Raw genomic sequence first — 14,750 nt, 5'->3', positions numbered from 1 at the left:
CGGGGATCGCCCGGGCCATGTACATCGCGCAACTCGTCGATGAGGGAACGCTGCGGGCTTGGATCGTCAGCCTCGGCCGGCGCAACAGCGCCGAGCGTGCAGCGCATCTGATGCTCGAGCTTTACGCCCGGGCGGTTCGTGCCGGGGTCGCCAGCCACGACGAGATGGAACTGCCCTTGTCCCAGGCGGTGCTGGCGGATGCGCTCGGCATGACGCCCGTGCACGTCAACCGGACGCTTCAGGAGCTCCGCCGATCGGGTGCGATCGAGCTGCGCCGCGGTGTGTTGCGTATTCAAAATCCGGCGGCGCTGACCAACTTCTCAGGCTTCGACGAGAACTACCTGCACCGGCGTTTGCGAAAGCCTGGATAGATCAAGAAATCTGCCAAACATTGATCCTGTATAATGTTCACAGGCACTATCGGACTACAAGGAGCCATCGTCAGCATATCGCTCCGAGGCGCTGACGGCTGCGGGCTCTGGCTTGCGCCTCCTGGTGAGGTCAGATCATGCCATTCCTATTCGTCCATCTCCGCAACTCGGAGTATTGCGCTCGCGACGAGGGCGCCGAGTTCGACACCCCCGAGGCCGCGCTCGCATTTGGCGTCAAAGGTGCGGTTGCCCTAGCCTCCGAGGAGATCGGCAAAGGCCGCCAAGGCACGGCCATTGTGGTCAACATTGAGCAGGAGGACGGAACGCGCCTGCTCACCTCCGCGGTGGCCGTCTCCGTTTCGCCTCTGATGGCTGTGGAGCCAGATTTGCGCGACAAGCCATAGGCTTGTGCTGCACTTTTTCGGCATGCCCTCGGAAACCTATGGTGCGGGGTTACCCGCCTGCTCGGCGGCAGCCAGCGTTAACAGGTGCATCTTGAACGCCGCGAAGGCGGCGTTCTTTGCCTGCTCGACAACTTGGTGTTTGATGTGCGGAGCGTGATCCATGTCTTCCATGGCGCCGGTGATGATCCTGTCGAGCCGAGCAAGGACAAGCTCGTAGATCCCCTCCTTGAGCTCCTTGTCATGGTGACGAACGGGAGCAGCAAGGACCCAGGCGAGATTGGCCAGGGTCTGCCCTGCAAGTTGCAATCCCGCGGTGAAGAGTTCGCCACCTTCCGCGGCTTGTTGCGCCAAGTGCCCGCGCTGGGTGCGCTCGGCTGCAAGATCGATGATGTTTTGCATGAATTCGGGCTCACTCAATCGGTGGATCGAGCCGAAGTGCAAGGCTCGGGCGCACCGTGATGGCGCGCCCGGGCGTGCTCAGAATTCCTGCCACTCGTCGGCACCGCCGGTGGCGACCGAAGCCCCGTTGGCGACCAGCTTCCGTGTCGGGGCGGCGCGCTGAGGCGCTGTTACTGCCTTGACGCTCGACCGAAGGGCAACCGGCGTCGGTTTCGCGATCGGCCGACGTGCCATACCGCCGGCGCTGCCGCCCTCGACCCTGAAGCGACCGACGAGATCGGCGAGTTCCTCAGTCTCCTGGGCCAGGCTCTTGCTGGCCGCTGTCGACTGCTCGACCATGGCGGCGTTCTGCTGCGTCACCTGATCCATCTGGTTGATGGCGGTGTTGACCTGGTCGAGACCCGTCGACTGCTCCTGGGCCGAGGCGGCGATGACGGTCACGACCGCATTGATCTCGGTCACCTGCACCATGATGCGCTGCAGGGATTTGCCAGTTTCGCCGACGAGTTCGACACCGCTGCCGACGTGCTGGGCCGAGGCCGCGATGAGCGCCTTGATCTCCTTGGCGGCTTCGGCCGAGCGCTGGGCCAGGGCCCGTACCTCCGAGGCCACCACAGCAAAGCCACGGCCCGCCTCGCCGGCCCGGGCCGCCTCGACGCCCGCATTCAAGGCAAGCAGGTTGGTCTGGAAGGCGATCTTGTCGATGACGCCGATGATCTGGCCGATCTGCTGCGACGAGGTCTCGATGCCAGCCATGGCCTCGACCGCACGGCCCACCACGAGGCTCGACTGCTCCGCGTCGCTCTTAGCCGTCGACACCACAACCCTGGCGTGGGTCGCGCCTTCTGCAGTCTTGCGCACCGTGGCGGTAATCTCGTCGAGGGCCGCTGCGGTTTCCTCAAGGCTCGCGGCCTGCTGCTCGGTGCGGCGCGACAGGTCGTCGGCCGCGGTCGAGATTTCGCGCGTGCCGACCCGGATGGCGGCGGTGTTGGCCGATACAGCCCGCATCGTGTTTTGCAGCTGCCCCATGGCGGCGTTGAAGTCCACTTTCAGCTTGTCGTATTCGGGCGCAAACTGATCGTGGATGCGATGCACGAGGTCGCCCTGGGCCAGCTTGGCCAGTCCCTCGGCGAGTGCCGTCACTACGTGCGCCTGTACCTTGGCGGACTCAGTCTGAGCCTTTTCACTAAGGTAGCGCTCCTCATCGGCACGGCGCCGTGCATGCATGGCATCAGCTTCGATACAGGTCTTCTCGATCGCAGCGCTTTTGAAGGTTTGAAGCGCAGCTGCCATTTGACCGATCTCGTCTGTGCGACTGACGGTCGGAACCTCGACCTGCAGGTTTCCTGATGCCAAATCGACCATAGTGGCAGTCATACGCGACAACGGTCGTGCCAAGGCTCTGGATAAGAACCATGCAATCACCGCCGAGACCACCAATGCGATCCCGAAACCGACGGCTTGGATCATGCGCAGTGCGGCAAGCGCGTCGTTTTCCACCCTATGATCCGCATCCGACCAGTCCGTGAAGACCCGTTTCAGGTCGGTCGCCTTGGTCTCAAAGGCTTGCCGAAGTGCGATCGATCGCTCGGATTTGATGAGAGCCAAGCTGTTCTGATGTCCCGCATCGTCGATAGGATTGGAGATGAGAACGTCGGTGACTTCGTGTTGCCAGCTTTTGAATGCCTCATTGAACCCATTGAGAAGAGCGAGGACGTCAGCAGACTTAGTGTAATCCACAGCGCGCTTACGAGCGGTCGCGATTGCATTGTCAAAGGCGGTTATATGAGCTTTGTAGGCTTCGATAAAGCGAGGTTCGTGCAACAGCAAATAGCCGCGCTCATCACCGATCGAGGTTGAAGCAGAGTCGAGTGCATTGTCGACCTCGTTGAGAAGTTTATTACTGACACTATTATTGACACTGCTTGTCGACGCGCTTCTGACTGCGAAGTAGACCATGCTATTTGTGATGGCTACGCTCATCATAACAAGGGTAAAACCAATAATAATCTTATTTGAGACTCTGATGTTTTTCATAGCAGCACCATAATGGCATCAGAATTTTATACGCTGAATTGTTAAATCGAATTGCAAACTCACAATTCAATTGGGATTGGTACGCGTTCGACGAGGGCCGCCTTGCGCAGTAGCGGGCGTGGCGCCGACCCTTATGGGCTTAAGGCTAGCCTAAAGGTCATCAGGTCGATGCGGGTCGAGGTTCTAGAGCTGTTGCCTTTCAATCTGGGTCGCATGCGTCGTAGCCGGCGGCAGCGATGTAGTTGCGGCACTCGTCGGGTTTGAGTCGAGTGAACGCGTTCCGGATCGCCGCCCACAGGTCCGGGACGGTGCGGGCCGCCGCTGTGCGCAGCAGGGCCTTCAGCTTGGCGAAGGCTTGTTCGATGGGGTTGAAGTCGGGGCTGTAGGCCGGAAGGTAGCGCAGGTGCGCTCCCGCCGCCTCGATCGCCTGCCGGACGCCGGCCACCTTGTGGGCGGCGAGGTTGTCCATCACCACCGTGTCGCCCGGTGCTAGCGCCGGCACCAGCATGTCGATGACGTAGGACAGGAAGCGTGCCCCGTTTGTGGCGCCGTCCATGAGGTGGACCGCGAAGGGACCGCTCGCCCGCAGGGCGGCTGTGACCGTGGTGGTCTTGTAGTGGCCGTGCGGCACCGCGATGCGGCAGCGCTCACCTCGCGGCGCCCGCCCGTAGCGCCGCTCCATGTTGGTGGCCGTCGCGGTCTCGTCGAGAAAGACGACACGCTCGGGGTCGAGATCGAGTTGCCCCTCGAACCACGCCTCGCGCGCCTCCATCACATCCGGACGACCTTGCTCGGCGGCGTGCAGATCCCTTTTTTACGGGTGATGCCGTGCCGCCGGAAGAAGCGCGACAGCCCGCTCAGGCTCGCCGTGGCCCCGTTTTCTTCCAGCGCGTCCTTCACCTCGCGCAGATAGATCGACGGCCGTGCCGCGTAGGCCTGCAGGATGGCAGCCGCATGCGCTTCGGTGCGATGCGAGTGCCGGTCGCCCCCCATCGGCTTGGCGGCGATCTTGCCCTCGGCCCGGAACCGAAAATGCCAGCGGATCGCGCTCGCCTTGGCGACCCCGAACCGCTCCGCCGCTTGCCCGCACGAGGCACCCGCCTCAATAGCGGCGATCACCCGCTCGCGCAGATCCAGCGATAAGGCTCGTGCCATCATGCCCTCCGTGGTCACGACATCATGGAATCACAGCGGCAGTCCGCCCGCTACCTCGGCCGACTCTGCTCGAAAGGCAGCGGCTCTAAGCGGGGTCGAGCGTCGGCGTCAGTGGTCGGACGACGAAAGGCCCGGATCGTTGAGAAGGCGCTTGTTCCGGGTGCGAAGGTGGCCGAGGTGGCCCGGCGCAATGCGGTGATCACCAGCGTTGTGTTCGGGTGGCGTCGCCTGGCGCGCAAGGGGCTGTTGAGACGGGGCGTACCAGCTGGTCGAATGCTTACGCCGCGACATCGCATACCAGGGCCGCAAGCCGTTGTTCGGCTGGCAGCAACTCGCTGCCGTGCGCGACATGCTCGGCCAGGGCACGGGGCCGGTGGCCATCAGCAAGGCTACGGGGATCTCGCACCAGGCCGTTTATCGGATCAAAGCCGACCCGGCCGCGGGTATGCTGATAAACTGGGGATGTAGGCAGACGGCCTGTCCCAATCGGTTGGCACAAGGCGTAGCGCTATAAAAACGTCAGGATAGCGCGCGCAGCCAACGCGAAAAGCGCCAGCACCCAAACGGCGCCGAACGCCAGCCCGCTTTTCACCAGCGCTACAGCAAACCTGGAACGCGCGAGACTATGCTCGCCTGGCCGCTTTGGCATAACACCCTCCAGCTTTCACGCGGCTCATCACGACACTGGCCCCCTGGCCTGACATGCCACCAGGAGCCGAGCTACCCTGAAGCAGGTCGGCTCGGGTCATCGTGACAGATCGCGATCGCACGACCGTGGCAGGCTGGAGCGTTCCCGGCAGGTCATAACTGAGTGGCCTCAAGCTAAATTATCCAAACCTGTGAAAGAAAGAGGCCGCTCCTTTCGGAGCGGCCCAAGTCTAGGGAGGAAATGCCCAAAATGGGCATCAGTGTCGTATCCAATCAGCTTTGGACTTTATATCATGAATGTTATATAAATCAGTTTCTTATGAATTAATTAACTAATTTGCATTTCATATCGCAGATTATATTATTCCACTCTGCCTGCTTTACGCCTTGATAGGTCCAGCGCATAACGCGCTTGAGTGTCCAACAGGCTGAGGTGGCCAATGCGGCGACAATCCATCAGCGCATCCGAGTACGCGGTCATCCTGGGCGAGCTTGTGGTCACCTCCATGCACGCGAGCATCATGTCCGTCATCATCGGCACGCACGAAGCCCACGGCCGGGTGATCCTCCTGCGATCCGGCACCGGTTTCGTGATCATCGCGGATCGTTTGGAAGTCCTGCGAAGAAGCTATGACAAGAACCACCTACTGCAAGCCGTCGCCCAGCAAGCCGAGGCGGCCAAAGGACAGGATCGAAACTTACAGGGCCGGCTATCCAGGTCGGCGTAGAACGTCATAACGACAATGACCTCATGCCCCCGCCAGAGGCCGCCTAGGGGGTCTCGTGCGGGTTTGCCTTCGTGAACGCTGGGATCCGCATGACCAGCCGGCTTCGGTCCCAGAGCTCCACCTCATAGCTGCTCGACAGATCCCGAGCTTGCTGGATGGCCTTGTCGTCACGTGGACCCGGCACCGTCACCGATATCTCGATCCGCCCGTTCGAGCCGATGAGGTAGGCGCGATACGCGGATCCTTGGCCTTCAGAATGTGCAGGAGGAGCATGCGTCACGAGCGGGCTACTGGAGTATGATGTCGTAGGACTCGACCGCCATCAAAGGTGAGACGGAAACGGCCACCGCGGAGGTGAGCAGGCGCGTTCCGTCCTCCTGCTCAATGTTGACCACAATGGCCGTGCCTTGGTGACCTTTGCCGATCTCCTCGGATGCAAGGGCAACCGCACCTTTGACGCCAAATGCGAGCGCGGCTTCGGGGGTGTCGAACTCGGCGCCCTCGTCGCGGGCGCAATATTCCGAGTCGCGGAGATGGATGAATAGGAATGGCATGATCTGGCCTCACCAGGAGGCGCAAGCCAGAGCCCGCAGCCGTCAGCGCCTCGAAGCGATATGCTGACGATGGCTCCTTGTAGTCCGATAGTGCCTGTGAACATTATACAGGATCAATGTTTGGCAGATTTCTTGATCTATCCAGGCTTTCGCAAACGCCGGTGCAGGTAGTTCTCGTCAAAACCTGCAAACTTGGTCAGCGCCGTCGGATTTTGAATACGCAACACACCGCGGCGCAGCTCGATCGCACCCGATCGGCGGAGCTCCTGAAGCGTCCGGTTGACGTGCACGGGCGTCATGCCGAGCGCATCCGCCAGCACCGCCTGGGACAAGGGCAGTTCCATCTCGTCGTGGCTGGCGACCCCGGCACGAACCGCCCGGGCGTAAAGCTCGAGCATCAGATGCGCTGCACGCTCGGCGCTGTTGCGCCGGCCGAGGCTGACGATCCAGGCCCGCAGCGTTCCCTCATCGACGAGTTGCGCGATGTACATGGCCCGGGCGATGCCCGGATAGGTGTCCATCATCTCGTCCATGGTCTGGCGCGAGATCTTGGCGACTTGCGCCTCCGTCACGGTCTGGATGCTGTGATCCATTTCGGCCAGCAAACTAATGTGAAGATCACAGGCATCGCCTGGCATCAGAAAAGCCATGACCTGGCGCGACCCGCTCGGCAACACCTTGTAGCGAAATGCCCATCCCTCCAGCATGACGAACACGGGGCCGGGCTGATCGCCTTCGCGGATGAGATCCTTACGGGCTCCGAAGGTGCCCGGCGCTCGGGTCGCAACCTCGAGCGCTTCGATCTCGGTAGACGTGAGTTCAACGAACCCACGAAGTTTCTGAATGAAACGGTTCGTCATTGAGCACGCCTACATGGCAAACTTTCTCATGAACATTGCCTTAGTTTACTAAATTCTGGCAATGCGTCTATCCCTGGCCGACGACGATTATGAATCGACTTGTGGCAGGCGATCCATGGTTCCGGTGCTGTGAGCAGTGTGGGTATACCCCAGCAAGCCACGCGCGCGAGACACTTTCCGCGTCTCATCAGGGTTGTTTTAGGGCTTGCGAGACTCTAAGCGGAGACGGTCTAGGCTCTATCGAGACACTTCACTCATGATCTACGGCTATGCCCGCGTCTCCACCACGGATCAGGATCTCGCCATCCAGCATGCGGCGCTGACGGCCGCCGGCTGCACGGAAATCCGGGCCGAGAAGGTTTCCGGCACCAGCCGCGTGGGTCGCCTCGAGCTTGATGCCCTGCTCACCTTCATGCGCAAGGGCGACACGCTGATGGTGACGCGCATCGACCGCCTGGCGCGCTCGATCGGCGACCTGCAGGACATCGTGCGGGCGCTCAAGGCCAAGGGCATCGCGCTCAAGGCGACAGAGCAGCCGATCGACACCGGCACCGCGGCCGGCAAGGCATTTCTCGACATGCTAGGCGTCTTCGCCGAGTTCGAGACGAACCTTCGTCGCGAGCGGCAGATGGAAGGCATCGCGAAGGCCAAGGTCGAGGGCGTCTACAAGGGTCGCAAGCCGACGATCGACGTGGCCAAGGTGCGCGAGCTGCAGGGTCAGGGGCTGGGTGCGACTGAGATTGCGCAGAAGCTCGGGATCGGGCGGGCGAGCGTATATCGGGTCACGGAGGCTGGCCCTGCTGCTACGAACTAGTTGGCGGTGGCGGACCAGCAGCCTCGACGCCACACCCGTAGATTTCCGACAGGGGCGGCGTGTAGCTCAGGTCTACGCACCAGGGCGGATCAGGTTCAAAGCGTCCTGTCGAGCACCACTGTTCCGTCGTAGCCAATCCTGACCCCGGCCGCCTCAAACACACCTTGCAGGCGCGCGAGTTGGGTCAAGGTAATGTCGGGGGTGCCTTCGCCGATCTCGGCGCGGGCGATGATTGAAGCCGGCAGGCCGGTTCGTTCGCTGACCTGGTCGAGGCTCCATGACAGGAGATCGCGCGCCTTCCGAAGCTGATGCGACATGCACATGGGTGAACCGCCCTCAGTTTGAGGTGTGTGGCGCGAGGCTGAGTACCCGCCACCCTGGCTGATCCTCGATGCCGATCTCGAAAGGGTCGGTGTTGCCTGGTGTCGGCCCGATCTCGGCCGTCCAGAGCGCCTGACACACACGGCATTGCAGTTCGGCGAAGCACTGTTGCCCCTCGAAGCGTGTCTCGATCAGAAGCATGTCCTTGTGCTCGATTGGACAACAGTCAGCAGGGAACGGATCGACCTTCATGGCAGCGACTTTCAGAACGCGGGCAGTAGATCGATCGTGTTTTAGGAGAGCTTTCGTAAAATTCTAGGAAAGCTTAGCAATGTGGCAAACAGAAATAATTAACACGAACATTGAGTGAATTACGTTGTTTGTTGCTTTAAATTAGACGTAATAAAATAATTGTAACACAACGTTAACGGTACAATTCTAACCGAATTGGCTCGTTTCCCATTCCGAGACGATGCAGTGTCACGCGGCTTGCAGGCTTGGTCCCGTCACGTGTTGACTTGCTACGATGACCAGAGCCGGGCTGCTTCAGGGTGGCCCGGCTCCTGAATCGGCACGACATCCACGGATCACGCACTTTACGCGGATCGTGCCTGTCCTGTGTCCTGGTCGTGACGCAAGCTCCCCCAACCACGCGGGGGGGGAGCTTCCATGGCCGTCATCAACACATCGTCCGGCCTTGGCGGCCTGTTCGATCAGCTTTCGGCCCAGCTCAACGAACGTGCCCAGCAGCAGGGCTTTTACGATGCTTATGCTCAGGCGCGTGGAGCGCAGCCGCTTTCCGCCGGCCAGCAGCCGGGATACCTCTCGCGCTTGCTCGGCAACTTGACCGGCTCGTCCTTGGCAGACACGTCGAAATATAGGGCTCTTCCGGGTGGAGCGCCTGCCGCCCCAGCCTCTCCCGCACCGCAAGGCGGCGTCCTCAACCAGCTTCTCGGCGCCGTTGGTCTCGGCGGGCAGCCGCAAGCCGGCGCTCCCGCGGCCGCGCAGCCGGCGCAACCCGGTCCTGTAGCGTCGCCTGCGCCGGCTCAGGCCGCTCCGATGGCGTTTGCGGCGCCATCGAGCACACCGAGCATGGTCGCGTCACGACCCGCCGTTTCTGCGCCTCCTGCTTTCGCGCCGGCGCCGACCGGCCCCTTGCCGACCTTCGCGGCGGCCGGTGGCGCGCCGGGTCAGGACAACACAAGCAGGGCCATGGCCTTCTACCAAGCCAAAGGGCTTTCGCCGATCGCGGCCTCGGCTTTGGTCGGCGGCTTTCATGCCGAAAGCGGCAAGGGGCTGAACACGAATGCGGCCAACGTCGGCGACGGAACGGACGGCTCCACGTCGGTCGGCATTGCACAGTGGAATGGCGACCGCGCGGCCGGCCTGCGTCAGTACGCAGCCGAACGGGCTCAACCCGGCCGACCTGAACACCCAGCTCCAATATAGCTGGCTCGAGCTGAATGGGCCTGAGCGTTCGACCTTGCAGGCGTTGCAGAACCCGAACCTCAATCCTGGCACAGCCACGGCCGCAGCCCTTGGGTACGAGCGACCGGCCGGCTGGTCCGCGGCGAACCCCTACGGCGCAAAGACCTTCGGTTCGCGCCTCAAAAACACCGTGGGTCTCGCACAAGGCGGCTTCTCGGCGCCATTTGATGGGAACGCCGTGGGTCCTGACCCAACCCGCTTCACGCCCGACCCTTCGCAGGGCAGCGCGCTGCCGTCCATGGCGGCTTCCGGGTATGGGATGCAGCTCTCGCCCGCGCAAGCGGCCCGGGCCATCAGCGCGCGACCGACCCAGATGGAGTTCGCCAACGCCCTGACGGTCAAGCCTGGCTTGTCGCTCTCGCCGCAGGGCATGACGGCCATGCTCAACCTTCGAGAACAGGATCTCAAGGACCAGATCGCGCTTGCGAAGCTGGCGAGCGTGAAGGCGAACCGGGACAACTGGCCCGACGTGCTGACGAACTATTACGACACCCACCCCGTGATGAGCCCCTTCGATCCGTCTCGGCCACTCGGTGCCGAAGACGTGCAGGCCATCAACGGGTCGGCTCAGGCGGGTAGCGGGCAGTCGCAGAGCATCAGCGCGCAAGACGCATCGGCGCTGCCGGTGATCTCCTCGCCTGCCGCAGCCGCCCGCCTGAAACCCGGCACGAAGTCCAAGACGCCCGATGGGCGGATCATGCAGCGATAGGAGGTCGACATGGCAGAATCCTTGGGCCGCCTTCACGCCCGTTACGGTTGTGGATGCCCCGCAGCCTGCCGCGCCGGATGCGGGTGGTGATCGGCCTCTCACGGTGCGGGCGCAAGCCCCTGCCCCGTCCGCGCCCGCTGCGGACCCATGGGCGGGATTTCAGGAAGTGCGGGTCCATGACGCGCCTGGGCCGCAGGGCGGCGGCTGGATGGACACGGCTAAGGATATGGCGGCGTCTGCCGCGGTCGGCGTCGGCAAGGGTATGGTCGGGCTGGCAACGCTGCCGGCGGCCATCGACCGGGCGGGGCGCAATTACATGAATGCAGCGTTCGATACGGTGCTGCCCCAGCCCTCCAAGCCCGCCACCCAGCAGCCGCCGGACCTGTCGGACTACCTCAGCGTTCAGGGTGCCGAGCGCGGCCTTGAGGCGGCAGGCCTGCCGGTCTACCAGCCGCAGACTCGCGCCGACCGTCTCGGCATAGCGGCCGGCGAGTTCCTGCCGGGTGCCACAGGTGGCCGCTTCCTGTCCGCCTTAAAATACGGGGTGGCCCCTGCCATCGCATCGCAGGCGGCCGGAGAGGCAACCCAGGGGACGAGGCTCGAGCCTTACGCGCGGGCCGGCGCTGCGCTGGCGGCGGCCTTGTCCGACGCGGCCGGCGGGCTTGACGCGGCAACGCTCGGCCAGGCGCAAGACCTGATGGACGCGGCGACGCGCCAGGGCTCGCCCATTTCGCTCGCGGAGGCCGTCCGGCAGGTAACGGGCGGCGGCACGCGCCTCGGCTCTCTTCAGCGGGTCGTGGAGCAGTCGCGCGGCGGCGCCGATACGATGGCGAAGTTCTATGCCGACCGGCCAGAGCAGGTGCAGCAGGCCGGCTGCGCTGCGATTGACCGCGTGGGCACCGTGCCGGCCGTGCCGCAGGATGGGTCGATCGGCCCTGTCTACCCGAACACCTCGGCCACCGGCCCGGGTGTCCAGCGCGCCGCGCAAGGGGCTGTGGATACCATGCCGCAGGCGCAGAATGCCCGTCAGGCGCTATCCGACGCTGGGCCGCGTGTTGGGGCCGAGCAAGCCGGGTAGGCTCGACCCGATGCAGTCAGCTTCCGGCTGACATTGCGGTGTTGCTGCCGTTGTTTGGTTATCGCGTGATGGGTTGGAGTCGCTGCACCGCTCCTTTGAGCCTTCTCAATGCTGCATCTAACGGGGTTTCGCCTGCCGGCATGTCGTGCCGACTAGGCGCGTCTATTGAGAAAGAATCTTGGTTTGTGGTTCGAGACGGATCTTCGGACTTGGAAAGCATCTGAGAAGCGCGAGGCCGCGTCACTGCATCAGTTTCGGTAATGTTGGGCTCAGGCATGTCGGTGAAGCGATAGCCGTTCGACGTGCGCAGCACGCGCCAGCGCCAACCGGCCGGCCCGGGCATTTTCACGCGCCGCAGCCGGTTCACCCACGTCAGGATGCCAGCACCCTCCAAGGCCTTGATGGCGAGCGCCACCGTGGAGCGGGCGCACCCTGCCCGGCCGGCGATCGTCTCGTAGGACGGAAAGCACAAGCCCGTGCGGGCGTTATGGAAGGCCCACAGCAGAGCCTCGAGCACAGCATAGGCCTTGGCCGTCACGGGACCGTAGTGCCGCCCTGGCGCGTCTCGGCGCAGCTTGGCGCGGGCCAGGACCATGACCCGTGCCTTCGCGTTCCTGTCGAGCGGCACAGGTCGGCCATCACCGAACAGGCGCTCGCGCCCACGGCGTATCCTTCTCAGCATATCCCCTGCCCTCAATCAGGGCTGCGGAGCGGCAAAACAACATCGATCGGAGAAGCGACCGCTTTTCCGTTGACTCCCTGGCGGGAGCTATGAGACGTTCGGAATTGACTGGAGACCGAAGCGTCTCATTCGATTTCAAGACCCCTGGGCCGGCAAGCCTGGGGGTCTTCTCGTTTCAGCGTCCTAGTGCAGCGTTGGCCATCTCCTTTTCGGCGCGCGACTCGTCAGGCGAGACCGCGCCGCCGAAGCGGCCATGAGGCGGGCAAGGGCGCGCGATGTCAAACCAGCACGCTGCGGAAGGGCACTCGGTTTGATCGCAGATTGCTGCGCCGGCACGGCGCTATGCTGCTAGCAATGTTGCGACGCATGCTGGTGCCACGGCCATTGGCACGCTACGCTACTGGCGGCTTACCGTGCTTCGTCAGCACGTCGTTGATGGCCTGCACCATAAGATCCTGCAGGGTTAGCCCTTCATCCAGGGCGACGATCTTGAGCGCCTTCCACGCCTCGGGGCGGGCTCGAACGAGAATGCCCTTGCGTCCGTCCGGCTGGCTGGCTCGCTTCGGAGCGCGAGGCGCTTCGTGTTCGTCGGTCATGACCTCGGCCGGAGCTGCGGCCGGCGCGGCGGGCTTGCGTTGCAGGCGCTCGCTGAGGCCCGACAGGGGTTGCCGCTTGGTCGCCATCCTACTTCCTGCCCTTCTTGGTCGGCTTGCCTGTCACGGTGGCCTGAACCGTGGCCCAGAGGGCTTCCATTTCTTTCGCCGCCGCGCTGCTCGGCTCGAACTCGTTGACGGCTTGGCCGCTCGCCAGCGCATGCCCGAAGGCGGCGCGTTGCGTCACCTGGCCGGCCCACGCGGTTGCCCCGAGGCCTTTGAGCGCCGCCCTGGCTTCATGCACTACGGCCGGCTCACCGATGATCCGCTTAGCCGGCGCCGCATTGATGACCGGCAGCACGGGCTTGCCGATGGCCTGGGCCATTTCCAGCGTTGTCGCGACAGCCGCGATGTCGAACACGGCTGGCCGCAGCGGGATCACAATAAGGTCGGATGCCCGCATGGCGTCGGCGATGGCGGCCGAGGCATGTGGCGGCGTGTCGATAAACACCCAATCAACCTGCTCGCGTCTCGCGTCTGCGATCACGGCTGCAATCTCCTTGTGGTCGCATTTCACCAGGACGGGCGTCTCGGCCGCGCGCAGCTCATGCCAGAACGCGAGCGAGCCTTGCGGGTCCGTGTCGATCAGGAGCGCCGGTTGCCCGAGCCTGTCGGCGAATACTGACAGGTGCGCCGCCAGAGTGCTCTTGCCCGAGCCGCCCTTCCGGCTTGAGAACGACACGACGTGCAAGGCGGCCCCTTTCTGCGATTGCAGCACGGCACGACGGTGGCGCGCTTCAATCCTGCGGCTGTATCGCGAAAGGGTGAAAGATCTCTGCTTCCGCAGTTTGCTAGCACCATAGCGACGTGCGTTGACACTGCGATAAAGGCGAATGTAACACAAGTGGCCTTATGTTTCACCGGCCCAAGACGGCCGCTTTCGGAGGCATCCATCATGAGCACCGCATTGACGATCGTGGAGTCGCCCATGCCGCCAGCCGTGCGTCAGCAGGACGGCGACGCGGACCTGGTTCGGACGTGGCTTGGCCGGCATGAGAGCAAGCACACACGGGACAACTATGCCCGGCAGGCTCGGCGTTATATAGCCTACGTTGACAGGCCGCTTCGTGAGTTGCGGGCTTCGGACGTGCTGAGCTATCTCGCTACGCTGCTAGCACAGACGCCGGCCACGCGGGCGAACGCCACGGCCGCGCTCAAGAGCCTGTTCAGCTTCGGCCATGACATTGGTTATCTGCCGCTCAATGTCGGCAAGGTGGTGAAGGCGCCGGCCGTCAAGAACACGCTGGCAGAGCGGATCATGAGCGAAGCTGATGCAACGCGCCTGATCGCGCTCGTGCCCGGTCCGCGAAACCGGGCGCTGCTCACGCTGGCCTACGGCGGCGGGCTCAGGGCTTCCGAGGTATGCGCGCTCCGCTGGCTGGATCTCGCGGCCCGCGAGGGCGCTGGGCAAGTGACCGTGTTCGGAAAGGGCGGCAAGACGCGCGTCGTTCTTCTGTCGGTCAACACATGGAAGGTGCTGGCAGCGATCCGAGGAGATGCCCTGCCGGACACTGTCGTGTTTGCGTCCCGCAAAGGTGATGCGCTGAGCCGCGTGCAGCTCCACCGGATCGTAAAGGCGGCGGCGGCGCGGGCTGGCCTCTCGGCCGACGTGTCGGCGCACTGGCTCCGGCACGCTCACGCCTCGCACAGCCTTGACCGGGGCGCGCCGATCCACCTCGTGCAGGCGACATTGGGGCACGCCAGCGTAGCGACCACGGGGCGCTATACCCATGCCCGGCCGTCCGATAGCTCGGCACGCTATCTCGGTGTTTAAGCACGCCGCTATGGTCGTACCAGTGTACGTTGCTAGCAACATTGTTTGGTAGCTCGCAAGGTTCGTGCCCTATGT

The 14,750-nt window shown here is 63.4% G+C and carries 19 protein-coding genes and 1 pseudogene; 10 read left to right on the top strand and 10 right to left on the bottom strand.

What is annotated here, in order from left to right:
* On the top strand, positions 1 to 371 hold a 371-nt coding region (locus tag P7D22_RS13440), incomplete at its 5' end, for a Crp/Fnr family transcriptional regulator (RefSeq protein ID WP_319934757.1).
* A gap of 137 nt (positions 372 to 508) precedes the next feature.
* Entirely contained in the window at positions 509 to 775 is a 267-nt protein-coding gene (locus P7D22_RS13435; protein ID WP_319934756.1) for a DUF6894 family protein, read from the top strand.
* Positions 776 to 811: 36 nt separating this feature from the next.
* On the opposite strand, the gene P7D22_RS13430 is transcribed toward P7D22_RS13435, so the two are convergent.
* From P7D22_RS13430 to P7D22_RS13420, 3 genes are all read right to left on the bottom strand, one after another.
* Positions 812 to 1,174 (bottom strand): hypothetical protein, encoded by a 363-nt coding sequence (locus P7D22_RS13430; protein ID WP_319934755.1) that lies wholly within the window; start codon positions 1,172 to 1,174, stop codon positions 812 to 814.
* A 78-nt stretch (positions 1,175 to 1,252) separates the two neighbouring features.
* Positions 1,253 to 3,211: a methyl-accepting chemotaxis protein gene (locus P7D22_RS13425; RefSeq protein WP_319934754.1), complete on the bottom strand. Its 1,959-nt coding sequence runs from the start codon at positions 3,209 to 3,211 to the stop codon at positions 1,253 to 1,255.
* A gap of 199 nt (positions 3,212 to 3,410) precedes the next feature.
* Positions 3,411 to 4,366, bottom strand: a protein-coding gene (locus P7D22_RS13420) for an IS630 family transposase (RefSeq protein ID WP_442916084.1) whose coding sequence is annotated in 2 segments (ribosomal slippage) — positions 3,411 to 4,027 and positions 4,027 to 4,366 — 957 coding nt in all. Because the reading frame shifts where the segments join, the coding sequence is not laid out codon by codon here.
* Between the two features lie 24 nt (positions 4,367 to 4,390).
* Here P7D22_RS13420 and P7D22_RS23505 point away from each other — a divergent pair.
* The 3 genes and pseudogenes from P7D22_RS23505 to P7D22_RS13415 all read left to right on the top strand — a co-directional run.
* Positions 4,391 to 4,606, top strand: a pseudogene (locus P7D22_RS23505) (transposase); the annotation flags it as partial.
* 73 nt (positions 4,607 to 4,679) lie between these two features.
* Entirely contained in the window at positions 4,680 to 4,880 is a 201-nt protein-coding gene (locus P7D22_RS23500) for a hypothetical protein (protein WP_442916083.1), read from the top strand.
* 574 nt (positions 4,881 to 5,454) lie between these two features.
* A complete protein-coding gene (locus tag P7D22_RS13415; RefSeq protein WP_319934752.1) occupies positions 5,455 to 5,742 on the top strand; it encodes a hypothetical protein in 288 nt (95 codons plus the stop codon).
* 287 nt (positions 5,743 to 6,029) lie between these two features.
* On the opposite strand, the gene P7D22_RS13410 is transcribed toward P7D22_RS13415, so the two are convergent.
* Both P7D22_RS13410 and P7D22_RS13405 read right to left on the bottom strand, forming a co-directional pair.
* Positions 6,030 to 6,296: a DUF6894 family protein gene (locus tag P7D22_RS13410; protein ID WP_319934751.1), complete on the bottom strand. Its 267-nt coding sequence runs from the start codon at positions 6,294 to 6,296 to the stop codon at positions 6,030 to 6,032.
* A gap of 137 nt (positions 6,297 to 6,433) precedes the next feature.
* Positions 6,434 to 7,156 (bottom strand): Crp/Fnr family transcriptional regulator, encoded by a 723-nt coding sequence (locus P7D22_RS13405; protein ID WP_319934750.1) that lies wholly within the window; start codon positions 7,154 to 7,156, stop codon positions 6,434 to 6,436.
* A gap of 256 nt (positions 7,157 to 7,412) precedes the next feature.
* Here P7D22_RS13405 and P7D22_RS13400 point away from each other — a divergent pair, with 256 nt between their 5' ends.
* Positions 7,413 to 7,970, top strand: coding sequence for a recombinase family protein (locus tag P7D22_RS13400; protein WP_319934749.1), 558 nt, complete (start codon positions 7,413 to 7,415; stop codon positions 7,968 to 7,970).
* Between the two features lie 95 nt (positions 7,971 to 8,065).
* Here P7D22_RS13400 and P7D22_RS13395 read toward each other — a convergent pair whose 3' ends face one another.
* Positions 8,066 to 8,293, bottom strand: coding sequence for a helix-turn-helix domain-containing protein (locus P7D22_RS13395; protein ID WP_319934748.1), 228 nt, complete (start codon positions 8,291 to 8,293; stop codon positions 8,066 to 8,068).
* A gap of 13 nt (positions 8,294 to 8,306) precedes the next feature.
* On the bottom strand, positions 8,307 to 8,543 hold the full coding sequence (locus tag P7D22_RS13390) for a hypothetical protein (RefSeq protein ID WP_319934747.1): 237 nt from the start codon (positions 8,541 to 8,543) through the stop codon (positions 8,307 to 8,309).
* A 417-nt stretch (positions 8,544 to 8,960) separates the two neighbouring features.
* On the opposite strand from P7D22_RS13390, the gene P7D22_RS13385 reads away from it, so the two are divergent.
* From P7D22_RS13385 to P7D22_RS13375, 3 genes are all read left to right on the top strand, one after another.
* Positions 8,961 to 9,740, top strand: coding sequence for a phage tail tip lysozyme (locus P7D22_RS13385; RefSeq protein ID WP_319934746.1), 780 nt, complete (start codon positions 8,961 to 8,963; stop codon positions 9,738 to 9,740).
* The gene (locus P7D22_RS13380; protein ID WP_319934745.1) at positions 9,658 to 10,488 is read left to right on the top strand and encodes a hypothetical protein; all 831 of its coding nucleotides are present in this window, start codon (positions 9,658 to 9,660) and stop codon (positions 10,486 to 10,488) included. Before P7D22_RS13385 ends, P7D22_RS13380 begins: the two co-directional genes overlap by 83 nt.
* A gap of 226 nt (positions 10,489 to 10,714) precedes the next feature.
* Positions 10,715 to 11,566, top strand: a complete 852-nt coding sequence (locus P7D22_RS13375) for a hypothetical protein (protein ID WP_319934744.1) — start codon at positions 10,715 to 10,717, stop codon at positions 11,564 to 11,566.
* A 58-nt stretch (positions 11,567 to 11,624) separates the two neighbouring features.
* Here the strand turns inward: P7D22_RS13375 and P7D22_RS13370 are convergent, their stop codons facing one another.
* The 3 genes from P7D22_RS13370 to P7D22_RS13360 form a co-directional block, all read right to left on the bottom strand.
* The gene (locus P7D22_RS13370; protein WP_319934743.1) at positions 11,625 to 12,161 is read right to left on the bottom strand and encodes a helix-turn-helix domain-containing protein; all 537 of its coding nucleotides are present in this window, start codon (positions 12,159 to 12,161) and stop codon (positions 11,625 to 11,627) included.
* A 479-nt stretch (positions 12,162 to 12,640) separates the two neighbouring features.
* The gene (locus tag P7D22_RS13365; protein ID WP_319934742.1) at positions 12,641 to 12,931 is read right to left on the bottom strand and encodes a ribbon-helix-helix domain-containing protein; all 291 of its coding nucleotides are present in this window, start codon (positions 12,929 to 12,931) and stop codon (positions 12,641 to 12,643) included.
* Between the two features lies 1 nt (position 12,932).
* On the bottom strand, positions 12,933 to 13,619 hold the full coding sequence (locus P7D22_RS13360; RefSeq protein ID WP_319934741.1) for a ParA family protein: 687 nt from the start codon (positions 13,617 to 13,619) through the stop codon (positions 12,933 to 12,935).
* A gap of 177 nt (positions 13,620 to 13,796) precedes the next feature.
* Between P7D22_RS13360 and P7D22_RS13355 the strand changes: the two genes are divergently transcribed.
* Entirely contained in the window at positions 13,797 to 14,675 is an 879-nt protein-coding gene (locus P7D22_RS13355; protein WP_319934740.1) for a tyrosine-type recombinase/integrase, read from the top strand.
* The last annotated feature ends 75 nt before the right edge of the window (positions 14,676 to 14,750 follow it).

This window comes from Lichenihabitans sp. Uapishka_5 (genome assembly GCF_033947565.1).
Lineage (GTDB): Bacteria > Pseudomonadota > Alphaproteobacteria > Rhizobiales > Beijerinckiaceae > Lichenihabitans.
Note: the sequence above shows the minus strand (reverse complement) of the source record. Positions and strands in the feature narration are given on the sequence as shown.